Below are 21,780 nucleotides of genomic sequence, written 5' to 3' on the forward strand. Positions count from 1 at the left end.
GTCAAGATCGACCTTGAAGTGCTCCGCGACCCGTACGATAAGGCTCGAGATATTGTCTATGGCTTCCTGAAGCTTTGCCTTGTCAGGCGCACGAGGTATCTGGCCGGAAGGCAACGTATATCTGAAAGTGGTCGCATACGCCTCCAGCCAAACCAGTGACTTCAACGCCGTTTCTCGGCGTGATCGTCCGGAAATCGCCTCACAATCTTGTCCAGCTGATGTGCATCATGACGTTCGATGTGAATAGCCTCCGAGGTCGCCAACGCCCGGATTATCTGCTCAATCGCCTGTTGACTGAGATAGGCGGCGTTGCGAGACCCTGATGCAGCCAGAGTGCGTGCATCGCTGATACAGCCGTTCGCCAATCGAAGCGCGCTGGCGATGGTCCACTGGTCAGACATCCAGTCGACGCCCGTCCCGAGCAACATCATACGCGATCGTATTTCGCGAATCCCAGCTTGCAGCCAAAGCGCTCGATGTAGTGGACAGGATTGTCGCTGGAATTCCGATTTCGTGCTGGATTTCCCAGCCAATGAGCGGATCCAGTAGTTCCGGCCTAGCATCATCCGGCAAAGCAACGAGAATATCCCAGTCGCTATCGGGTCGATTGTCGCCCCGTGCTCGGCTGCCGAATAGCCAGATAGAATCAGGGTTCAGGCGAACCCGGATTTTATCGATCAGCGGCTTGATCTCGGCCGGCACCGTGAGACGCTTTGAGGATGGATGGCGCATGCTCAAAACATAATACCAATTTTTTACGCCGACAACGCAATGGCATCGAAACCGTCTAGCCGTCAAAAGGAGCCCAAGTTAAGCCGCCGCTATCGCCAGCGCGTGGCCGCGCGCATTTTCGCGCAGCGCGTCGAGATGGATCGACTTGACCAAGGCGGCGAGATCACCCTCGGCGGATTGACCGCCCACTTCCTTGAGCATCAGCCAGCTTACCTCCTGCACACCAGCGACGCGCTTGCCGTTGGCGACCTCGCGCCAGATCTTCAGCGCACGCAGGATGACGGCGTGCGTAGCGCCGGCGAGCCCGGCGCTGCGGAACAATGCCTGCAAGGCCACGTCGTGCCCTCCGGCCAGCAGCGCCCTCACACGTTGTTCGGACTGTTGGCTGAGCGCAACCAGCGCCGAGCCGAAGAAATCGACCTTGCCATGCGCGATGGTGCGGATGAGGAAGCTTGCGGTGAGGTCGCCACGCAGCCTGAGATGCTCGATCAGGGCCGCATGTTCTTCCGTGCGCGTGCCTTCGATCAGCGTCACCGAAGCCTTGACGCAGGCATCGCGCATGACGCGGTCGGCTCGCGCCGCGCCCATCATCGCCATCACCAGTGGCGACGTTTTCAACATTTCGCCAAGCTTGACGAGCAGCATATGCCGGCAGTCGGCCGGCAGCCTGATATCCGATATCAGCGCCTCGCGCACCAGCGGCAGGTGCCCATGCCGTTCGGCCATGCGGCGGAAGCTGAGCGAGGCGATGTCGGCGCCACTGTTGGCGAGTAGCACGGCGCAAGCGTCCGCCTCGCCGATCTCGGCGATGGCCGCCGACAGCGCCATCGAGACGAGTGGCCGGTCGGCGATCAATTTCTGTGTCGCCTTCGGACTTGAGGCCACGCGGTTGATCAGGTCGGCGTCGGTGAGCAGCGGCGAGCGCGCCAGCACCACGCCGGCGACTTCCGGCTGGTCGGAGGCCAGCACGCTGATGATCTGCATTGGCGCGTGGTGGCTCATCGACAGCGCCTCGGCCATCGCCAGCCGCACCTTCGACGAGGCATCGTCGAGCAACAGCGTCAGCGCCGCCTCGGCGGCGCAGCGGTCCTCGAAAGGCAATTCGGAATTGATGTAGGCCCGGGCCAGAGCGCTCGCCGCCGCGGCGCGCTCCGATACCTTGGCCGTGTAGATCCATTTCAGGAAATGCGAAACAACAACCATGCCCGTCTGCTTACGCCCCTTGCCGGAAGCTTCTGACCCCACTGACGACCGTAGGCAGAATTGGTTTACGAACCGTTCACCATGTTCATTAACTGGCTTGCGAGGCTGATTTGCAGCGCCTATCAACCGTCAAGCACCTGGAGGAGAAAGAAATGGCCGGACTTTATCTCGAAGAGTTCGTCGTCGGCCATGTCTTCCAGCACACGCTGCGCAAGACCGTCACCGAAAGCGACAACATGCTGTTTTCGGTGATGACGCTGAACCCGCAGCCGCTGCACATCGACTTCGATTTCGCCGCCAAGAGCGAATGGGGCAAGCCGTTGGTCAATTCGCTGTTCACGCTCGGGCTGATGATCGGCATCTCGGTCAACGACATCACCGTCGGCACCACGGTGGCCAATCTCGGCATGAAGGAAACCGTGTTTCCGCATCCGGTCTTCCATGGCGACACAATCCGGGTCGAAACCACGGTTATCTCGGCGCGCGAGTCCAAGTCGAAACCCGATCGCGGCATCGTCGAATTCGAGCATCGCGCCTACAACCAGCATGGCGATCTCGTCGCCAAATGCACGAGGCAAGCGATGATGCTGAAGAAGGCGGCTTGATCATGCGCTCGCTGCTGTTCGTTCCGGGCGATTCGCAGAGGAAGCTGGAAAGGGGTTTTGGTGCCGGCGCCGACGTGGTCATCGTCGACCTTGAAGATTCCGTGGCGCCGCACAACAAGGCGCCGGTGCGCGAGGTGGCGGCGCGCTTCATTGCGGAACACAGGGCGCAAACCGGCTCGGCGATCTATGTCAGGGTCAACGACCTGTCTACCGGGTTGACCGATGATGATCTGGCGGCGCTGGTTCCGGCGAAACCCGACGGCATCATGCTGCCCAAGTCGAACAGCGGCCAGGATGTGCAGCACCTCTCTGCAAAGCTCAGGGTGCGCGAGGCCGAAAACGGTCTGGCCGACGGCGCGATCAAGATCCTGCCGATCATCACCGAAACGCCGGCAGGCGTGCTGGCGGCGGCGACCTATGCCGGGACGAGCGCGCGGCTTGCCGGCCTCACCTGGGGCGCGGAAGACCTGTCGGCGGCGATCGGCTCGCGCACGGCCCGCGACGAGCATGGCCGCTACACGGACGTGTTCCGCCACGCTCGCACGATGACCATACTCGCCGCTGGCGCGGCGGAGGTCGCGGCGATCGACACCGTCTTCCCGAATTTTCGCGACATGACGGCCTTCCAAGCGGAATGCACCGAGGCCGAGCGCGATGGCTTCACCGGCAAGATGGCGATCCACCCCGATCAGGTGCCGGTCATCAACGCCGCCTTCACGCCGTCGGCCGAGGCGGTGAGACAATCGGCGGCAATCGTCGCCGCGTTCGCGGCAGCGGGAAATCCCGGTGTCGTCGGCATCGACGGCAAGATGTTTGACCGCCCGCACCTGCGGCTGGCGGAGCGGCTTCTGGCGCGTGCGAAGGCGGCAGGAGTTTTGGGTTAGTCCTTGTCCCAGCGCGGCCGGCGCATCGAAAACACCTCGTCGACGCTGGCATAGTCCATATAGCCGAGACGGGCGACATTGCCGGCCTTGGTGATGTCGAACAGGCCGTCCGTCAGAAAGGCATCGTCGATGTGCACGCCGACCACTTCACCGGCGACGACGACCGCACTTGTCGGCGACCCGTCCAGCGCCTTTGGCCGAAAGACTTCCGTCACCCGGCATTCGAGCGCGGCAGGCGCCGCCGCCACGCGCGGCGGCCCGACGAGACGCGACGGCGCCATGGCGAGATCGGCATAGACGAACTCGTTGACGCCGCGCGGAGCATTGACCGATGTGCGGTTCATCTTCTCCGCGAGATCGCGGCTGACGAGATTGGCGACGAACTCGCCGGTTTCCTGGGCGAAGGAGGCGCTGTCCTTCTCGCCCTCGGAGGAGAACCAGACGATGAAAGGCCGCGTCGAAACGGCATTGAAGAAGGAGTATGGAGCGAGGTTGATCTCACCAGCCCTGTTCAGTGTCGAAATCCAGCCGATCGGACGCGGCGCCACGATCGCCTTCGAAGGGTCGTGCGGCAGGCCGTGGCCCTTTGAAGGCTCGTAAAACATTCAGCCCGCCCACGGCCCCGAATAATCGCCGTAAAGCTTAGCCGGATCGGGTCGCGGCCGCTCAGGCGCCGGGCCGGCATATGAGCCGATATGGATGAAGCCGATGACCCGCTCCTGCGGCGCCAGCCCCAGCAGCGCCCTGCCCTCCGGCACATCCGAATACCAGTTGCTGATCATGTTGGTGCCATAGCCCAGCGCGTTGGCTGCTATCATCAGGTTCATCGCCGCCATGCCGCCCGACAAGAACATTTCCCATTGCGGGATTTTTGGGTTCTCCCTGGGAATAGACACGACGCCGATCACCAGCGGCGCGCGCGAGAACCGCGCCAGTTCCTGGTTGCGGCGGCCCTCCGGCAAGGACCCCTCCCGCTGCTCGGCAAGGGCTGCCAGTTGCCTGCCGATCTCGACGCGCGCGTCACCACGGTAGAGGACGAAGCGCCAGGGCTCCAATCGGCCATGGTCGGGCACCCGCGAGGCAGCAGTGATCATCGTCGCGATCTCCGCATCGCTCGGCGCCGGCTCCTTCAGATCAGGGATCGGTGCGGAGTTTCGGGTCAGCAGGAAATCGATGATCGGCGACGCCATGGGCGCAAGTCTCCTAGACATTCTGTTTGAGCTGAAGCGCACCATCGGGAAATCGGGCGGATCGGGCATTGGCGCAGGATACGCCGGACGGAAGAGTCGTATCGATCGGACTCTTAAGCCTTGAAATTGCCACCGCCATGGGCTTCAACGCAAGGCATGTTTGAGGGGACTGTCCGTCTTTTCCTGGTCTGGCTCGGCGCCCTGCTGTTGATGGCGCCGGTTTCGCTCGCCATGGCACAGAACGTCGACGGTGTCAGCGACCTGAAGCTTCCGGGGATTTCGAGCTATGCGACGCCGAAAGGCGAGACGTCACTGGCGCTGAGCGGCGGCGGCGCCATCACGCTGTCCGCCCAGTTGACCGACAAGGGTTCCGACATCACGCGCGGCATCGTCTGGCGGGTCTTCAAGCCCGAAGCCGTCAACGGTAAATTGCCGATGGTCGCCTCGTCCCATGGCGGCACCGCCGTCTTCCAGCTCGAACCCGGCAGCTATCTGGTTCACGCCTCCTACGGCCGGGCTGGAGCCACCAAGCGCATCACTGTCGGCAAGGACGCAAAGCGCGAAAGTCTCGTGCTCGACGCCGGCGGCCTCAAGCTCGACGCCGTGCTGTCCGGCGGCGTGCGCATTCCACCGAAGAAGCTGCGCTTTTCGATCTACGAGGGCACCGCCGAGGCCAATGGCGACCGCGCGTTGATCATTCCCGATGTCGAGCCCAACAGCGTCGTGCGGCTCAACGCCGGCATCTACCATGTCGTCTCGACTTACGGCGCGGTCAATGCGGTCATCCGCTCCGACATCCGCGTCGAGGCCGGCAAGCTGACCGAGGCCACCGTCGAGCATCACGCCGCCGAAACCACGATGAAGCTGGTGCGCGAAACCGGTGGCGAGGCGATCGCCGATACGTCCTGGTCGCTGCTCAATGAATCCGGCGATCCGATCAAGGAAACCGTCGGCGCCTTCGCCTCGATGGTGCTGGCCGAGGGCGACTACACCATCATCGCCAAGAACCGCGACCGCATCTACCAGAAGGATTTTACGGTCGTGGCCGGGCAGAATCAGGAGATCGAGGTTCTGGCCACCGAGGCGGCGGCGATGGATCCCGAAGAGGGCGCGGATTAACCTTCGTTTCCTGGATCAAGCCGCCAGCTTGGTCCGCGCCGGCAGGAACGGAATGCGGCGACGCGCCACGACTGGCGCCAGGTCGAACACGCCGCGATAAAGCCGATCGAGCAACGCCTTGCGGTCGCGCAATGGCTCCAGTTCGCTCCAGCCCAGCACCTCGCCGACGCGGACGTCGATCGCCCTGCCCGATAGCCGCGCGAATTCATGGATGAGCAGCGAAGTGCGCAGCGTCAGCGATGCCTTGCCGACGAATTTCGCCACCCGGCCGTCGCGCTCGGCCATGTTCATCGGCCCGCTGACCAGATGGAACAGCCTGCCGTTCTGCCCGGAAAAATGCATCGGAATGACCGACGCTTTTGCTTCCTGAATGAGACGCGCCGGAAACATTTTCCACGGCAGATCGCGCGCCCGGCCAAAACCTTTTGGCGCGGTGGCTACACCGCCGGCCGGAAACACCACGATGGTGACGCCCTCTTTCAACAGCCGCACCGCCTCATGGCGCACGGCCATGTTGTTCTTCACCGCGTCCTTGGTCTCGGAAAAGTCGATCGGCAGCGAATAAGGCTCCATCTCGCGGATCTTGAGCAGATCCTTGTGGATCATGACCCGGAACGGACGGCCGAGCTGCTCGGCCAGCGACAGCACGGCGATACCGTCGCCGATACCGAACGGATGGTTGGCGACGATCACCAGCGGCGTGTCCGGCAACTGTGCAGGCGGCCACTGGTCAGCGGTCCGCACCCGGACGTCGATCAGGTCGAGCATGCGGCTGAACACGCGCTCGCCGGTCGGCACGACCTGGCGGCGCCAGAAATCATAAAGTGCTGTGTAGCGGTCGCGGCCCGAGAGGCCTTCTACCGAATGAATGAACCAGCGCGTCAGCGCCGGCTGGCGCGGATTGGCATAGGAAAGCTCGGGAAAGGGTCGTTCGCGCAATTTCAGTTTGAGCATGAGGGCTGGTTACAAGGTCGGCGTGACAGGGATATGAAAATGGCGGTGGATCGCTCCACCGCCATTTGGTCGAAACGATACCGATCAGGCCGCGCGTTTGCGCCGGCGGTCGGGCGTGATCGCTTCCTCGGTCAGTTGCGCGATCGCCTGGTCAAGGCCAAGCGATTCCTGATCGCGCGAGCCCAGCCGGCGCATGTTGACCGTCTGCTCTTCCGCCTCGCGCTTGCCGCAGACGAGGATGACCGGAACCTTGGCTAGGCTGTGCTCGCGGACCTTGTAGTTGATCTTCTCGTTGCGCAAATCCGCTTCCGCCAGAAGCCCCGTGGCCTTCAGCTTTGCCACCACCTCGGTCGCATAGTCGTCGGCATCGGACGTGATCGTCGCCACCACCACCTGCAGCGGCGCGAACCACAGCGGGAAGTGGCCGGAATAGTGCTCGATCAGGATGCCGAGGAAGCGCTCCATCGAGCCGCAGATGGCGCGGTGCACCATCACAGGCTGCTTCTTCTCGGAATCGGAGCCGATATAGAAGGCGCCAAACCGTTCCGGCAGGTTGAAGTCGACCTGCGTCGTGCCGCACTGCCATTCGCGGCCGATGGCATCCTTCAGCACATATTCGAACTTCGGCCCGTAGAAGGCGCCCTCACCCGGATTGATCGAGGTCTTGATCCGATTGCCGGACCGCGTCCTTATCGTCTCCAGGACGTTGCCCATGATGGCCTCGGCGTGATCCCACGCCTCGTCGGTGCCGACGCGCTTGTCCGGCCGTGTCGACAGCTTGACGCTGACTTCTTCAAAACCAAAATCGGCATAGGTCGACAGGATCAAATCGTTGATGCGCAGGCACTCCGCCGCCAGTTGCTCCTCGGTGCAGAAGATGTGCGCATCGTCCTGCGTGAAGCCGCGCACGCGCATCAGCCCGTGCAGCGCGCCGGATGGCTCGTAGCGGTGGACATTGCCGAATTCCGCAAGTTTTACGGGAAGATCGCGATAAGACTTCAACCCATGCTTGAAAATCTGCACATGGCCCGGACAATTCATCGGCTTCAGCGCGAAGACACGGTCGTCATCGGTATCGTCGCCGGCGACCGTCACCTTGAACATGGCGTCGCGATACCAACCCCAGTGGCCTGACGTCTCCCACAGGCTCTTGTCGAGCACCTGCGGCGCGTTGACCTCCTGATAGCCTTGCTCGTCGAGGCGGCGGCGCATGTAGTTGACCAGGTTCTGGAACATCTTCCAGCCCTTGGCGTGCCAAAAGACGACGCCCGGTCCCTCTTCCTGGAAATGGAACAGGTCCATCTCGCGGCCGATCTTCCTGTGGTCGCGCTTCTCGGCCTCCTCCAGCATCGTCTGGTAGGCTTCGAGCTGCGCCTGGTCCGCCCAGGCCGTGCCGTAGATGCGGGTCAGCATCGGGTTGTTCGAATCGCCGCGCCAATAGGCACCGGCCACCTTCATCAGCTTGAAGGCGTTGCCGATCTGCCCGGTCGAGGCCATGTGCGGGCCGCGGCAAAGGTCAAACCAGTCGCCCTGCGCGTAGATCTTGAGATCCTGATCCTCGGGAATGGCGTCGATCAGCTCCAGCTTGTAGCGTTCGCCCTTGTCGGCAAACACTTTTTTCGCCTTGTCGCGCGACCAGACTTGCTTGGTGAACGGCTTGTTGCGCGCAATGATCTCGCGCATCTTCTTCTCGATCACCGGAAAATCGTCGGGCGTGAACGGCTCGTTGCGGGCGAAATCGTAATAGAACCCGTTCTCGATCACCGGCCCGATGGTCACCTGCGTTCCCGGCCACAGTTCCTGCACGGCTTCCGCCAGCACGTGTGCGGTGTCGTGGCGGATCAGTTCCAGTGCGCGCGGGTCGTCACGGGTGACGATCTCGACCTTGCCGGACTTGCCGAGCGGATCGCTGAGGTCGCGCACCACGCCGTCGATCGAGTAGGCTACGGCCTTTTTGGCCAGCGACTTCGAGATCGATTCGGCCAGGCCGGCACCGGTCATCGCCGCGTCGTATTCACGGACGGAACCATCGGGAAATGTCAGGGAAACAGAATTCAGCATGTGTATCTCCTATCCAGTCCCGCAAACGAGCGCGGGTGGTTGAAATGCATGTCGCCCAAAAGTGTATGGCGGTTTTCGGATTCCGACATGCATAGGGAAAAGCCGGATGCGTCCGGCGCGGCTGTCTTTTATGGACAGATTCCGCCGCCGTAAAGCCCGGCTCAGATGTCAGCGTTCATTTGATGAGGAGCGGCAGATCCTTCAGGAACGCCGCCCGGGTCTTGAGGCCTTTGGGCATATCGGTGCGGTTGGTGTCGACGACAAGCCGCGCAAAGACGATCTGGCGGCCATCCTTGTTCGCCCAGCCGACGAACCAACCGAGCGAGCGCTTGTCCTGGACCTTGTCGGCGTCGTTGCGCAGCCTGGTGCTGCCGGTCTTGCCCTGCACGGTCCAGCCTCCGGCCTGGAACGTCGGGATGATGGCTGATGTCATGTCGTAGGCCCTGGCCGAGACCGGCAGCTTGCGGGCCAGCAGCTTGCGCAGGAAATCGACCTGCTCGACCGGCGTGATCTTGAGCGAGGAATTCACCCAGGACTGGGTCAAACCATCGTTTTTGCCGGGGTTGCCGGAAACATCTGAATTGCCGTAGTCGAATTTCGAGACATAGCCGGCAAATCTTTGCGACCCAAGCCGGCGAGTGATTTCCCGGGAAAACCACAGGACCGAATCACGCTCCCAGATCACCGGATCGACGGTCTTCTGATCCCGCTTCACCGCCTTGAACTCCGGCTTGTAGTCCCAGCTCGGCGTGTGCTCGTCGTTCAGGATCCCGCTGTCATAACCGATCAGCGACAGCGGCACCTTGAACGTCGATGCCGGGCTGAACCGCTGGTCGCACACCCCGTCCTGGTAGAGCGTCTTGCCGCTCGCCGCATCTGAGATCACGGTGCACTGCACGTCCCCAAGCGGCGCCGATTGCGCACGCAGCGGAAATCCCAGCAGCCAGGCGAGCAGGAACAGGATTCCGGCAAAGATGAAGGGAAGACGGTCAAAATTGCGCATTTTCTGCTCGCTCCAGAAAGGGGGTTCGCGAGCGGCTTAGCGAGGTCTCTTGTCTCGATTTTGTCTCAAATGCGCAGTCTTTGTGCAGGCTTGTGTTAACCCTACCGGATCGTAAACGTGCAGTGCCGCCGGGACATGACCGGTGCCATCACCCCTGCGCTTCGCCACGCTTGCTGCCGATCCGCCAGTACCGCCAGGGCATGAACCAGATATAGCGCTCCGCCAAGGCTTCCGGCACGCGGTCGATGCCATGCGTGCCGAATGGCCCGCAGCGCAGCACGCGGAAAAATCCCATCCAGCCGCCGGCCCACAGGCCATGGCGGGCGATCGCCTCATGCGCATATTCCGAACAAGTCGGCAGATGCCGGCAGGAATTGCCGACAAAGCCCGACAGCGTCAGCTGGTAAAGGCGCACGAGCGACGTACCGAGAAGACGGCCTGGCGTCTTGCGCCATGGACCGGGCCAGTTGCGGCCGCGTTTTTGCGACCCGACGATATGCGCATGCCCATGCTGGTCGCGCACCACAGTCTCCTTATCGCGTTTCCCACGCGATAGATGTGGACTTCTGCTGGAGAACGCAATCCCCGCTCCTTGCGTGTCCCCGCCATCACGGACGGGAACGGCGAAGCGGCTGCCTGTCTGTCGACGGCGCCCAGTGGTCACGACTGGCCGGCTCTTCGCGGCGCTTTGCATACTGCTTTTCGTCACGCCATTGAAACGTCGCGATCCGCACGACATCGCCAAAGATGCTCAGCAACTGGATCATGATCGGTCTCCTTTGACATCGATTAGACCGCCGCTGGCCTTCGCCTTCAAACGAGTATAATTTCCACTTCGGATAATCCTGGGTTATGCGAATGAAGCGCGGACGCCTGCCGCTGACGGCATTGAGGAGTTTTGAGGCGGCGGGCCGGCATCTGAGCTTCAGCCGGGCCGCCGAGGAGCTTTTCGTCTCGCAGGCGGCGATCAGCCGGCAGATCCGAGAGCTCGAAATCTTCCTGCATCAACCCTTGTTCGAACGTCACCATCGCCGTGTCGAACTGACCGACACCGGCCGACGTCTGCTGGATCAGCTTGTCAGAAGTTTCGACGCCATCGACACCTTGCTTGGCGATCTGGTGGCAACGCCGGCGCAGTCCGTGGTGCGCGTCAGTGTCGAGCCGTCGCTTGCATCCGTGTGGCTGGTGCCCCGGCTCAACCGGTTTCGCCAATTGCGGCCCGATATCGACGTCTCCCTCGAGGTCGATCCAAGGCTGATCGAGTTCCGCAGCGATCAGCCGGAGCTTGCCTTGCGCTTCAGCGCGCATGCCACCTCGTGGCCGCGCAGCCAGGCGGAGCGGCTTGCCTCGACAGTCGATTCGCCGGTCCTGTCGCCGGCGCTGCTTGCTTCTGGCCCCGCCCTCAGGAAGCCGATCGATCTTGGCCGCTACACGCTCTTGCACGAGGAGAACCGCCAGGGCTGGGCGCGCTGGTTCGAAGCGGCCGGCGTGCCCGCCGACGCCATACCCGCGCGCGGGCCGATGCTGGCGGATGCGTCGCTTTCAAAGCAGGCCGCCTTGCTCGGACATGGCGTGGCATTGGGCGATCTCTTGCAGATCGGCGGGGAAATCGCATCCGGCGCGCTGGTCAAGCCGTTCCATATCGACGTCGCTTCCGGCGCCTATTGGCTGGTGGCCAGAAACCTGCGCGACCTCTCGGAACCTGCCGCCGCGTTCGCCGACTGGCTCAGAAGCGAATTTGCCGAAAGCAGAGGTGCTCTGTAACGGTCGGTTATCGGCCCTCAGGCCGCTTCTTCGGCGCGCTTCTTCTCGATTTGGCCGATCGCGTCGACCACGGCATCGAAAGTCAGCATGGTCGAAGCGTGCCGCGCCTTGTAGTCGCGCACCGGCTCCAAATATCTGAGATCCGCAAAGCGGCCGTCCGGCGGGGCGCCATTTTCCTTGAGCATCTTCAGCATGGTGTCGCGCACCGCTCGCAATTCCTCAGCACTCGCGCCGACGACATGCTGCGCCATGATCGATGACGACGCCTGGCCGAGCGCGCAGGCCTTCACGTCATGGGCAAAGTCTGTGACCACGCCGTCCTGCATCTTGAGGTCGACGGTGACGGTCGAGCCGCATAGCTTGGAGTGCGCCTTGGCGGTCGCGTCAGGATGATCGAGACGGCCGATGCGGCCAATGTTCCCGGCAAAACCGAGAATTTTCGTGTTGTAGACCTCGTTTATCATTATTTTCCAATCCGTCGCCGCCAAGCGAACAGCGATTGCCGCTGTCGTGTCTTCCTTTCGCTCGCTATGACCTTATATAATGCTGGCAGTCCGGTATCGACAAGAACGACGAAGCCAATGTCCTTGCCGGGAAGTTCACGCCGCTTACGGGGCTGGAAACGAGGCGAGTTTCCGACACCGAAAGGTCGTGGTCCGTTCAACTCGTTCCTCCGCCGAGAGGGACTACGGGAGACGCCTTTATGGATGCCGTCATCAAGAAACTCATGCCACAGTCAGCCTATATGGAAAAGCCGGTCACCGACCGGCCAAGCGAAGCCGAAGTCGAAGCCGCCGTGCGCACGCTTTTGCGCTGGACCGGCGACAATCCGGACCGCGAAGGGCTGGTCGACACGCCGAAGCGGGTGGCAAAGGCCTATCGCGAAATGTTCGGTGGCTACGACATGTGCCCGGCGGACGAGCTCGGCCGCACATTCGAGGAGGTCGCCGGCTACGATGACCTGGTCATCGTCAAGGACATAACGTTTCATTCGCATTGCGAGCACCATATGGTGCCGATCATCGGCAAGGCGCATGTCGGGTACCTTCCGGACGGCAAGGTCGTCGGCCTGTCCAAGATCGCCCGCGTCGTCGATATCTTCGCCCACCGCCTGCAGACTCAGGAGGCGCTGACTGCGCAGATCGCCGGCGTCATCCAGGACGTGCTCAATCCGCGCGGCGTCGCCGTCATGATCGAGGCCGAGCACATGTGCATGGCCATGCGCGGCATCCGCAAGCAGGGTTCAACCACGCTGACCTCGACCTTCACCGGCGTTTTCAAGGACACGCCCGAAGAGCAGGTCCGTTTCGTCACCATGGTGCGCGGCGGCGGGGTCTGATCGGCCCTCGCCGGCCATCAGACCATGACCCCGAAAAGTGGAGACCGGTTTTCTCGGATAAACGGAAACCGTTTGTCCCGAGATCATGGTCAAAGAGGAAAATGGACCGGCAATGTCGGCACTGGAATTTCCAAAAGCTCCGTCAGACAAGAAAGCGCTTGAGGAAGGCGCGGTGTTCTCGCCGCGCTTCGACGCTGCCGGGCTGGTCACGGTGGTCGTCACCGATGCCGGAGACGGCATGCTGTTGATGGTTGCGCATATGAATGCGCAAGCACTGGCGCTGACGCTGGAGACCGGCATCGCCCACTACTGGTCGCGCTCGCGCAGCGCGCTTTGGAAAAAGGGCGAAACATCAGGCAATTTTCAGCATGTCGTCGAGATGCTCACGGATTGTGACCAGGATGCCATATGGTTGCGCGTCAAAGTGTTGGGCCACGACGCAACCTGTCACACTGGCCGACGTTCATGCTTTTATCGGACGGTGGGGCTGATCGATGGCAAGGGGACGCTTGCCTTCGACGGCAGCAAGCCGCTGTTCGATGCGGAAAACACGTATCGGAAACCATCAGCTTGAACCTTCTGCCTGACACCATGCACACAGATTCATCATTTCGATACGGCCCGCTCGTATAGTAGCCGTGGGACAAGGGAGATCATGATGCTCGAGTGGGCGTCATTGCGTAACAGACCAGATGTCAGGGAGGCCAACGGCCTGTCCTCGTCAGGCGGCGCGTCCGAAACGAACTCCCAGAAGAAAACAGGCATTTCGCTCGCCTTGGGTGGCGGTTGCGCCCGCGGTTGGGCGCATATCGGCGTGCTACGTGCGCTCGACGAAGCCGGCATCGAAGTATCGATGATCGCCGGTACCTCGATCGGCGCGCTGGTCGGCGGCTGCTATCTCGCCGGCAAACTGGACGAGCTCGAAGAATTCGCCCGCAGCCTGACAAAGCGCCGCATCTTCGGCCTGCTCGATCTCAATTTGCGCGGCAGCGGCCTGTTCGGCGGCATGAAGCTCGACGCCCGGCTGCGTGAGCACATGGCCGGCATTCGTTTCGAGGACCTTGCCAAGCCGTTCGTCGCGGTCACCTCCGAAATCCGCACCGGCCACGAAATCTGGCTGTCGAGCGGCTCATTGATCACCGCCATGCGCGCCTCTTATGCGCTTCCCGGCGTGTTCGAGCCGGTGAATTGCAATGGCCGCGTGCTGGTCGACGGCGCGCTGGTGAACCCCGTACCGGTTTCGGTCTGCCGCGCGTACGAGCAGCCACTCGTCGTGGCGGTCAACCTTCACTACGACCTGTTCGGCCGTGCCGCCGTCATCAAGCACAGCGCCGGCGAACTGGTCGTCGAAAAGGACGCTCCGCGGCCTGGCCAGATCGACGCCGAGCGCCAGTCGCATCAGACGCGGCTCGGCATCACCGGCGTCATGGTCGAGGCCTTCAACATCATTCAGGACCGCATTTCGCGCGCCAGGCTTGCCGGCGATCCGCCCGACATGTCGCTGCAGCCGAAGCTCAGCCATATCGGCCTGACCGAATTCCACCGCGCCGACGAGGCGATCAACCTCGGCTATCAGGCGACGATGGCACAGATCGGCGAACTGACCCGGCTGCAGACCGTACTGGCCTGATCAACCTCACGCCCGCGCCGCATCGGTGATGCGAAACTGGACGGTGCGGTTGCCGTTCCAGTAGTTGCCTGACAGCGAACCGGCGACGTGGATTGTCTTGCCCCGGTTCTTGAACAGGAATTCGCCAAGTGCGGTATCGACGGCGCGAAAGGCAATCGCCTGGATACGGCCGCCGCTTTCCGATTGCAGCTCGACGCGGATATGGTTGGTGCCGACCGGCCGCGCATCGGCCAATCGGTGGCGCGGCAACGCGAAAACGGGGGCCGCGTGCCCGGCCCCGAAGGGGCCGGCCTTTTCCAGCGCGTCGAGCAGGCTGAGCGTCGCGCCTTCAGCGGCAAGTGCGCCGTCTATGGCCAGGCTTTCCTCGCCCTGCAAGCGAAACACGTCGGCTGCCGCCCGCTCTTCGAAAAACGCCCTGAGTTCGCCAAGCCTCGTCCGCTCCACGGTGATACCCGCCGCCATGCCATGGCCGCCCCCCTTGACGATCAGACCGGCAACGGCCGCCTCGCGCACCAGCCGGCCGAGGTCGAAACCCGAGACCGAGCGGCCCGAACCGGTGCCGATGCCCACAGCGTTGAAGGCGATGGCGAAGGCGGGCCGCCGAGCATGATCCTTCAATCGCGAAGCGAGCAGGCCGACAATGCCCGGATGCCAGCTGTTGGAGGCGGTGACGACAATCGCCGGGCCATTTCCGCCGGCAAGCTCGACGTCGGCCTCGGCGCGCGCTGCCGCGAGCATCTCCTGCTCCATCAGCTGCCGTTCCTGGTTGAGCCGGTCGAGCGTCTCGGCAATGGTGCGCGCCTCTACCGGGTCGTCGGTCGCAAGCAACCGGCTGCCAAGTGCGGCATCGCCGATGCGTCCGCCGGCATTGATGCGCGGGCCGATCAGATAGGCCAGATGGAAAGTGCTGATCGGCTCGCCGATGCGCGACACCCGTGCCAGTGCCGCCAGCCCTTCATTCTTCTGCTGGCGCGCCATCTGCAGCCCCTTGACCACGAAGGCACGGTTGACGCCGATCAGCGGCACCACGTCACAAACGGTGGCCAAAGCGACGATATCAAGCAGCGAGAGCAGGTCCGGCGGTGTGGCATCGACCATGCGGCTACGCAGGATCCTGGCCGTCTGCACAAGAGCGAGGAAGACCACGCCGGCGGCACAGAGATGGCCCTGCCCGGAAAGGTCGTCGTCGCGATTGGGATTGACGACGGCGATTGCCGCCGGCAAGGCACCGCCGACCTGATGGTGGTCGAGCACGACGACATCGGCCCCGGCCTCGTTGGCGGCGTCGATGGAAACGGCGCTGTTGGTGCCGCAATCGACAGTGACGATCAGTGTCGCGCCACGCGAAACAAGTTCGCGTATGGCATCCGGATTGGGGCCATAACCCTCGAAAATGCGATCCGGGATGTAGATTTCCGACGGCACCGAGAAATGCGTGAGGAACCGCTTCAGCAAGGCCGACGAGGCGGCGCCGTCGACATCATAGTCGCCGAAGATCGCCACCTTTTCCCTGGCCATCACCGCGGCGGCGATGCGGGCCGCCGCCCTGTCCATGTCGGTCAGCGATGCCGGATCCGGCAGAAGATCGCGGATCGTCGGGTCGAGAAACCGCTCGGTCTGATCCGCGGTGACGCCACGGCCGGCAAGCACCCGCGCGACGATGTCGGGCACGCCATGGCCTTGCGCGATGGCGAGCGCAATCATGTCCTGGCGTTCTGTCAGCCGATGTTCCCAGGAAACCCCTGACACTGACTGCCTGACATCGAGGAAGAGGCGTTTTTCGCCGGTCATACGCTTTGCCAACTCATCGTTGGCCGCACGATAATGCATGTCGCCCAAAAGTGCGCAGAGGTTTTGGGGCGACGACCTGCATTGGCAACGATTTAAAGCGCGTCACGTTCACGCGACGCTCTGTAGGCCAAAGGCAGGCAAAGCAAAGCGATTCACGGGTGTGCGCCGTCCCGGAACAGGTCAAGAAAACTGCGCTTTCCGCTTTTCAGCCTGGCGCCGAAGCCATTCGTCGGCCGCATCGCCCATCGTCTTTTCCACACCGTCCTTGAGCCAGGCCATGAAAGGCCGGTCGAACCTGAATGCGTTGCCGCATTCCCCGATGAGAAAGCGACGCACATTCTGGGTGTTGCGATAGGACTTTGTGATGGCGGTGGCACGCGAAATCGGATCCGCATGCCAGTCGAACGGTTTCATCGTCAAATCCTTGCAGCCAGCATCGGATGCGCCCGAATGGCTAACAATTGCAAGGTGGCTTAGCAAGCGAGCGTCAGAACTTATCCAGATCCTGATGGCGGGCCTTGATCTCGCGCACCGTCCGCGACGACGAGCGCAGCACGATCGTGTGGGTGGTGATGTAGTTGTGGCCGAACTTGACGCCAGCCAGCATGTTGCCGTCGGTGACTCCGGTGGCCGCAAACAGCACATCGCCGCGCGCCATGTCCTCCGTCCGATAGACCCGTTTCGGATTGGAAATATCCATCTTTGCCGCGCGAGCAAGCTTTTCCGGGGTGTCGAGGATCAGCCTGCCCTGCATCTGGCCGCCGGTGCAGCGCAGCGCGGCAGCGGCCAGCACGCCCTCGGGTGCTCCGCCAGTGCCCAGATAGATATCGATGCCGGTTTCTTCCGGGTCCGTGGTGTGGATGACGCCGGCGACATCGCCGTCGCCGATCAGCCGGATCGCGGCCCCCGTGGAGCGCACGGCTTCGATCAGCTTGGCATGGCGCGGCCGGTCGAGAATGCAGGTGGTGATTTCCGATACAGCGACGCCCTTGGCCCGGGCGAGGCTGGCGATGTTCTCAGCCGCCGAGGCGTCGATGTCGATGACGCCGTCCGCATAGCCCGGACCGATGGCGATCTTGTCCATGTAGACGTCGGGGGCGAACAACAGGCTGCCCTTTTCGGCGATCGCGATGACCGCAAGTGCATTGGGCAGGTTCTTGGCGCAAATCGTCGTGCCTTCAAGCGGATCGAGCGCGATATCGACGGCCGGACCTTTGCCAGTGCCGACTTCCTCGCCGATATAGAGCATCGGCGCCTCATCCCGTTCGCCTTCGCCAATCACCACCGTGCCCTTGATGGAAAGCCGGTTGAGTTCCTGGCGCATGGCATCCACGGCTACCTGGTCGGCCGCCTTTTCGTCGCCGCGCCCGCGCAGCCTGGCGGCCGCGACGGCGGCCCGTTCAGTGACCCGCACCAGTTCCATGGTGAGTATCCGGTCAAGGCCGGCGACGATGTTCTGGGCCACATTCATCTGGTGATTTCCTCGTTGGCAATGCGGCCTCCCGCCGGAGGCGGGCCTGTTTTGTCAAACGAGCATGACAAGGGCAAGACCCACCGAAAACTTTATCGAATAGTCAGCAACATCAATCGATTAAATGGCATTTTGAAACAACGGCGGCCCGGTCGAAAGAACCGGACCGGCAGGGGAAATTGAACATCGGCGCTGCTCGCGGCCTAGAAAACCGCGAGATATCTGAGCAGCGAAATGACGCCGATGATGATGACGATGACTTGCACGATCTGTCTCATCCGACCGTCGAGCGGCAGGCGCTGCACCAGGTAGAGAACGAGGATGATGACGAGGAATGTGATCAGGATGCTGATCAATGCTGATGAAGCCATCGTGCCCCTCCTTAAAAGTGACGTGCTGAAAACAAGAGAATGGGCCGGAAGCCCGGCCCCATCGCTCCGCGGTCAATACCAGCGGCGGGAGGTATCGTTCGTCGACTGACCAATGGCGAAGCCGGCCAGAAAACCGAGCAGGCCGATCACACCAACCAAAGCTGTCGTCGTACCGGGATTTTCGCGCGCGACTTCCGAAACAGCTTGGGCCTGGCTGCGCAGCTGTTGCGCCGTACGCGAAGCGCGGTTCGCCGCAGTGTCGTACAAGTCGGACGCCTGTTCGCTGGCGTCATCGAACATCTCCGCGCCCCGCGCCGAAATGCTCTTGTTGATCTTGGTGATCTCCCTGCGCAGTTCGGCAATCTGCTTTTCCAGCGTCTTCTGGATGTTGTCGATATCGGGGGTGTCGGATTTGTTGGTATCGGCCATGAAGCGTTCCTCTGGTTGCTGACCAAGAGAACGGCGTCGACGCGAATTCGTTCCGGTCTGCGGCGGCTGCCTGCCTCCAGACCGGAGCTCAATGCCTGCGGAATTCTTGTCCAGCGCGACTGTCGGACAAAGCTACCCTGCCCGCTCGATGCGGATGACCTGCGGCTTGTCGGTCAGATGTCCGTCCTTGGTGATGCCGTCGACGGCCTTGCGCACGGCGGCCTCCGTCGTCTCGTGGGTGACGAGGATCACCGTCTTCTGTGCCGCCGCCTCGCCGTTGACGGCGTGCTGGACGATCGATTCCAGCGAGATGTCGTTGTCGGCCATGCGCTTGGCGATTGCCGCGAACACCCCGATGCGGTCATGCACGGTCAGCCGGATGAAATAGCCGCCGGCATGGCTGCGCATCTGCGCCTTCTTGTAGGGTTTCAGCTCCTTCGCCGGCCGGCCGAAGACCGGACCATGCTGGAAGCCTGGCCGGCTCTTGGCGATGTCGGCGATGTCGCCGATGACGGCCGATGCGGTGGCGTTGCCTCCAGCACCAGGGCCTGACAGCAACAGCTCGCCCAGAATGTCTGTTTCGATCGCCACCGCATTGGTGACGCCATGGACCTGCGCGATGACCGACGCGGTCGGCACCATGGTCGGATGGACGCGCTGTTCGATGCCGCTTTCGGTGCGCTGGGCAACGCCCAACAACTTGATCCGGTAGCCGAGATCGGCGGCGGCGCGGATGTCGGCCTGGCTGATGTTGGAAATGCCTTCCATGTAGATGTCGTTGGCGGCAATCCGGGTGCCGAAAGCGAGGCTGGTCAGGATCGACAATTTGTGCGCCGTGTCGTGGCCCTCGATGTCGAAAGTCGGATCGGCTTCCGCATAGCCCAGCCGCTGCGCGTCCTTCAGGCACTCGTCGAACGAGATGCCCTCGGCCTCCATGCGGGTCAGGATGTAGTTGCAGGTGCCGTTGAGAATGCCGAACACGCGGGTCACCGAATTGCCCGCCATCGCCTCGCGCATCGTCTTGATGACCGGGATGCCGCCGGCCACAGCCGCCTCGTAGTTGAGCAACACGCCCTTCTTCTCGGCGATCTCGGCCAGCGCCACGCCATGCTTGGCCAGCAGCGCCTTGTTGGCGGTGACGACGTGACGGCCGGCTTCGAGTGCCGCCTTTACCGATGAGCGCGCCGGACCCTCGTCGCCGCCGATCAGTTCGACGAACACGTCGATTTCGGCGGTCTGCGCCATCTTAACCGGATCGTCGAACCACTTTGCCGAGCTCAGATCGACGCCGCGATCACGTTTCTGGTCGCGCGCCGAGACGGCGGTGACGATCACGTCACGGCCGCATTGGCGGGTCAGTTCCACCGCCTTGTCGCGCAGCACGCGCGCCACCGACGCGCCAACGGTGCCGAGGCCGGCAATTCCAACACGCAATGCTTCAGCCATGTCCGGCGACGTCCCTCAAAGTCAGATCGAATTGCGTGCGGCAAGTTTACCGGTGAGCGGAGAGCGGCACGAGATTGTTGGGCTGCTTGGCGCTGGTCGACAGGAAGCGCTTGATGTTGCGCGCCGCCTGACGGATCCGGTGTTCATTCTCGACCAGCGCAATGCGCACGTGATCGTCGCCATGTTCGCCGAAGCCGACACCGGGCGCCACCGCCACGTCGGCATGTTCGATGAGCAGCTTGGAGAATTCGAGCGAGCCGAGATGCCGGAACGGCTCCGGAATTGGCGCCCAGGCGAACATCGATGCCGCCGGTGCCGGAATGGTCCAGCCGGCGCGGCCGAAGGCGTCGACCATCACGTCGCGGCGCTTATGGTAGATGTCGCGCACCTCGGCGATGTCGGCGCCGTCGCCATTGAGCGCGTGTGCCGCCGCCACCTGGATCGGCGTGAAGGCGCCGTAATCGAGGTAGGACTTCACTCGCGTCAGCGCCGAGATCAGCCGTTCGTTGCCGACGGCAAAGCCCATGCGCCACCCGGGCATGGAGAATGTCTTCGACATGGAGGTGAATTCGACGCAAAAGTCGATCGCGCCAGGCACCTGCAGCACCGAAGGCGGTGGATTGCCGGCGAAATAGATCTCCGAATAGGCAAGGTCGGACAGGATGATGATGTCGTTCTTCTTGGCGAAGGCGACCACATCCTTGTAGAAATCGAGCGAGGCGACCAGCGCCGTCGGGTTCGACGGATAGTTGAGGATCAGCGCCAGCGGCTTCGGGATCGAATGCTTGACACCGCGCTCGAGCGCCGGGATGAAACCGTCGTCCGGCTCCACCTGCAGCGAGCGGATGACGCCACCCGACATGATGAAGCCGAAGGCATGGATCGGATAGGTCGGGTTCGGGCACAGGATCACGTCCCCCGGCGCCGTGATCGCCTGCGCCATGTTGGCGAAGCCTTCCTTCGAGCCAAGCGTGGCCACCACTTGCGTGTCGGGGTTGAGCTTCACGCCGAAGCGCCTGCTATAGTAGGCGGCCTGTGCGCGGCGCAGGCCTGGAATGCCGCGCGACGAGGAATAGCGATGCGTGCGCGGGTCGCGCACGACCTCGCACAATTTGTCGACGATAGCCTTGGGCGTCGGCAGGTCCGGATTGCCCATGCCGAGGTCGATGATGTCGGCGCCACGCGATCGGGCGCTGGCCTTGAGCCGGTTGACCTGCTCGAACACGTAAGGCGGAAGCCGGCGAACCTTGTGAAATTCTTCCATGGCAGTTCCAAACAGCGAAGGGGTGTTGGGCGCGCGCTATATACTTATTTGCAGGTAGGGTCGAGGGCGGGGTCGCATTTGGCTTCGATCTGCTTCAGCGTTTCGTCGCCATGCTTCTTGGCCAGATCCGTCAGCGCCGCCTGGTTGGCGACCTTGGGGCCGCCGCCCTTTGCCGCTTGCGCATTCTCATCCGCCTTCAATTGCGCGAGCTTGGCGTTCTTCTCGGCTTCGGTGAACTGCGGCGCCGCCACTTGCGGCTTGATGTTCAGGTTCGGAAAGGTGCCGGTATCCTTCGGCCCCGTACCCGCTGCGACAGGCGTCGGACCATTCGTGTTGGCGCTCGAGCACCCGGCAATCCCGATGAGAACGATCGCCGCGCCGATGCGGCAAAAACGTCCGGCACCGAAAAAAACAGTCTCGCCAATATTAATCGTCATATTGTTTCCTTGGCAGCCGAGGTAGAGCGAGATTGGCCCGGTCGGATGTCCCATGTTAATATGTCAAGAAAAGGCCTCGGGAGGAAC

Annotated in this window: 26 protein-coding genes; 7 read left to right on the forward strand and 19 right to left on the reverse strand. The window is 62.6% G+C overall.

The genetic code is table 11. The annotated features are described in order from the left end of the window. Nucleotides 1-161: 161 nt before the first annotated feature. The 3 genes from EOA16_RS18795 to EOA16_RS18805 all read right to left on the reverse strand — a co-directional run bounded on the left by EOA16_RS18795 (nt 162) and on the right by EOA16_RS18805 (nt 1,935). Nucleotides 162-401 carry a hypothetical protein gene (locus EOA16_RS18795; protein ID WP_127259618.1) on the reverse strand — a complete coding sequence of 80 codons (240 nt, stop codon included), beginning with the start codon at nt 399-401 and terminating at the stop codon, nt 162-164. Beyond that, nucleotides 394-702, reverse strand: a complete 309-nt coding sequence (locus EOA16_RS18800) for a nucleotidyltransferase domain-containing protein (RefSeq protein ID WP_245455976.1) — start codon at nt 700-702, stop codon at nt 394-396. The genes EOA16_RS18795 and EOA16_RS18800 overlap by 8 nt, the downstream gene beginning before the upstream one ends. A 108-nt stretch (nt 703-810) precedes the next feature. Further along, nucleotides 811-1,935, reverse strand: a complete 1,125-nt coding sequence (locus tag EOA16_RS18805) for a DUF2336 domain-containing protein (RefSeq protein WP_127259619.1) — start codon at nt 1,933-1,935, stop codon at nt 811-813. Nucleotides 1,936-2,087: 152 nt separating this feature from the next. Here EOA16_RS18805 and EOA16_RS18810 point away from each other — a divergent pair, with 152 nt between their 5' ends. Together EOA16_RS18810 and EOA16_RS18815 are read left to right on the forward strand one after the other, a co-directional pair. Further along, the gene (locus EOA16_RS18810; protein WP_127259620.1) at nt 2,088-2,540 is read left to right on the forward strand and encodes a MaoC family dehydratase; all 453 of its coding nucleotides are present in this window, start codon (nt 2,088-2,090) and stop codon (nt 2,538-2,540) included. A gap of 2 nt (nt 2,541-2,542) precedes the next feature. Beyond that, on the forward strand, nt 2,543-3,424 hold the full coding sequence (locus EOA16_RS18815; RefSeq protein WP_127259621.1) for a CoA ester lyase: 882 nt from the start codon (nt 2,543-2,545) through the stop codon (nt 3,422-3,424). Here the strand turns inward: EOA16_RS18815 and EOA16_RS18820 are convergent. After that, nucleotides 3,421-4,029 carry a flavin reductase family protein gene (locus EOA16_RS18820; protein WP_127259622.1) on the reverse strand — a complete coding sequence of 203 codons (609 nt, stop codon included), beginning with the start codon at nt 4,027-4,029 and terminating at the stop codon, nt 3,421-3,423. The genes EOA16_RS18815 and EOA16_RS18820 overlap by 4 nt on opposite strands. Beyond that, nucleotides 4,030-4,614, reverse strand: coding sequence for a nitroreductase (locus tag EOA16_RS18825; protein WP_127259623.1), 585 nt, complete (start codon nt 4,612-4,614; stop codon nt 4,030-4,032). Between the two features lie 156 nt (nt 4,615-4,770). Here EOA16_RS18825 and EOA16_RS18830 point away from each other — a divergent pair, with 156 nt between their 5' ends. Then, nucleotides 4,771-5,733: a hypothetical protein gene (locus EOA16_RS18830; protein WP_127259624.1), complete on the forward strand. Its 963-nt coding sequence runs from the start codon at nt 4,771-4,773 to the stop codon at nt 5,731-5,733. Between the two features lie 15 nt (nt 5,734-5,748). Here EOA16_RS18830 and EOA16_RS18835 read toward each other — a convergent pair whose 3' ends face one another. From EOA16_RS18835 to EOA16_RS18855, 5 genes are all read right to left on the reverse strand, one after another. Continuing rightward, a complete protein-coding gene (locus EOA16_RS18835; protein ID WP_127259625.1) occupies nt 5,749-6,687 on the reverse strand; it encodes a GNAT family N-acetyltransferase in 939 nt (312 codons plus the stop codon). Between the two features lie 84 nt (nt 6,688-6,771). Continuing rightward, nucleotides 6,772-8,748: a threonine--tRNA ligase gene (thrS, locus tag EOA16_RS18840; RefSeq protein ID WP_127259626.1), complete on the reverse strand. Its 1,977-nt coding sequence runs from the start codon at nt 8,746-8,748 to the stop codon at nt 6,772-6,774. A 175-nt stretch (nt 8,749-8,923) separates the two neighbouring features. Beyond that, on the reverse strand, nt 8,924-9,751 hold the full coding sequence (blaOXA, locus tag EOA16_RS18845; RefSeq protein ID WP_127259627.1) for a class D beta-lactamase: 828 nt from the start codon (nt 9,749-9,751) through the stop codon (nt 8,924-8,926). Between the two features lie 148 nt (nt 9,752-9,899). Further along, the gene (gene yidD, locus EOA16_RS18850) at nt 9,900-10,274 is read right to left on the reverse strand and encodes a membrane protein insertion efficiency factor YidD (protein ID WP_127259628.1); all 375 of its coding nucleotides are present in this window, start codon (nt 10,272-10,274) and stop codon (nt 9,900-9,902) included. Between the two features lie 85 nt (nt 10,275-10,359). Next, entirely contained in the window at nt 10,360-10,518 is a 159-nt protein-coding gene (locus tag EOA16_RS18855; protein ID WP_127259629.1) for a hypothetical protein, read from the reverse strand. Between the two features lie 91 nt (nt 10,519-10,609). Between EOA16_RS18855 and EOA16_RS18860 the strand changes: the two genes are divergently transcribed. Further along, nucleotides 10,610-11,515 (forward strand): LysR substrate-binding domain-containing protein, encoded by a 906-nt coding sequence (locus EOA16_RS18860; RefSeq protein ID WP_127259630.1) that lies wholly within the window; start codon nt 10,610-10,612, stop codon nt 11,513-11,515. A 17-nt stretch (nt 11,516-11,532) separates the two neighbouring features. Here EOA16_RS18860 and EOA16_RS18865 read toward each other — a convergent pair whose 3' ends face one another. After that, on the reverse strand, nt 11,533-11,979 hold the full coding sequence (locus EOA16_RS18865) for an iron-sulfur cluster assembly scaffold protein (RefSeq protein ID WP_127259631.1): 447 nt from the start codon (nt 11,977-11,979) through the stop codon (nt 11,533-11,535). A gap of 239 nt (nt 11,980-12,218) precedes the next feature. Here EOA16_RS18865 and folE point away from each other — a divergent pair, with 239 nt between their 5' ends. From folE to EOA16_RS18880, 3 genes are all read left to right on the forward strand, one after another. Continuing rightward, a complete protein-coding gene (folE, locus tag EOA16_RS18870) occupies nt 12,219-12,854 on the forward strand; it encodes a GTP cyclohydrolase I FolE (RefSeq protein ID WP_023810482.1) in 636 nt (211 codons plus the stop codon). 112 nt (nt 12,855-12,966) lie between these two features. Continuing rightward, nucleotides 12,967-13,428 carry a phosphoribosyl-AMP cyclohydrolase gene (gene hisI, locus EOA16_RS18875; RefSeq protein ID WP_127259632.1) on the forward strand — a complete coding sequence of 154 codons (462 nt, stop codon included), beginning with the start codon at nt 12,967-12,969 and terminating at the stop codon, nt 13,426-13,428. Nucleotides 13,429-13,512: 84 nt separating this feature from the next. Then, on the forward strand, nt 13,513-14,484 hold the full coding sequence (locus EOA16_RS18880; RefSeq protein WP_127259633.1) for a patatin family protein: 972 nt from the start codon (nt 13,513-13,515) through the stop codon (nt 14,482-14,484). 6 nt (nt 14,485-14,490) lie between these two features. On the opposite strand, the gene recJ is transcribed toward EOA16_RS18880, so the two are convergent. The 8 genes from recJ to EOA16_RS18920 all read right to left on the reverse strand — a co-directional run bounded on the left by recJ (nt 14,491) and on the right by EOA16_RS18920 (nt 21,693). Beyond that, on the reverse strand, nt 14,491-16,275 hold the full coding sequence (recJ, locus tag EOA16_RS18885; RefSeq protein ID WP_127259634.1) for a single-stranded-DNA-specific exonuclease RecJ: 1,785 nt from the start codon (nt 16,273-16,275) through the stop codon (nt 14,491-14,493). A gap of 180 nt (nt 16,276-16,455) precedes the next feature. Then, nucleotides 16,456-16,689, reverse strand: a complete 234-nt coding sequence (locus tag EOA16_RS18890; protein ID WP_127259635.1) for a DUF6434 domain-containing protein — start codon at nt 16,687-16,689, stop codon at nt 16,456-16,458. A gap of 73 nt (nt 16,690-16,762) precedes the next feature. Then, nucleotides 16,763-17,746, reverse strand: a complete 984-nt coding sequence (gene glpX / locus EOA16_RS18895) for a class II fructose-bisphosphatase (RefSeq protein ID WP_127259636.1) — start codon at nt 17,744-17,746, stop codon at nt 16,763-16,765. A 203-nt stretch (nt 17,747-17,949) separates the two neighbouring features. Further along, complete coding sequence (locus EOA16_RS18900; protein ID WP_127259637.1) at nt 17,950-18,117, reverse strand: Thivi_2564 family membrane protein; 168 nt, start codon at nt 18,115-18,117, stop codon at nt 17,950-17,952. A gap of 72 nt (nt 18,118-18,189) precedes the next feature. Next, nucleotides 18,190-18,546, reverse strand: a complete 357-nt coding sequence (locus EOA16_RS18905; protein ID WP_127259638.1) for a hypothetical protein — start codon at nt 18,544-18,546, stop codon at nt 18,190-18,192. Nucleotides 18,547-18,678: 132 nt separating this feature from the next. Beyond that, nucleotides 18,679-19,992 (reverse strand): homoserine dehydrogenase, encoded by a 1,314-nt coding sequence (locus tag EOA16_RS18910; RefSeq protein ID WP_127259639.1) that lies wholly within the window; start codon nt 19,990-19,992, stop codon nt 18,679-18,681. Between the two features lie 46 nt (nt 19,993-20,038). Continuing rightward, complete coding sequence (locus EOA16_RS18915; RefSeq protein WP_127259640.1) at nt 20,039-21,256, reverse strand: LL-diaminopimelate aminotransferase; 1,218 nt, start codon at nt 21,254-21,256, stop codon at nt 20,039-20,041. Nucleotides 21,257-21,300: 44 nt separating this feature from the next. Beyond that, nucleotides 21,301-21,693, reverse strand: a complete 393-nt coding sequence (locus EOA16_RS18920; protein ID WP_127259641.1) for a hypothetical protein — start codon at nt 21,691-21,693, stop codon at nt 21,301-21,303. Nucleotides 21,694-21,780 lie beyond the last annotated feature (87 nt).

It is taken from the genome of Mesorhizobium sp. M7A.F.Ca.US.008.03.1.1, from assembly GCF_003997495.1.
Classification (GTDB): Bacteria; Pseudomonadota; Alphaproteobacteria; order Rhizobiales; family Rhizobiaceae; genus Mesorhizobium.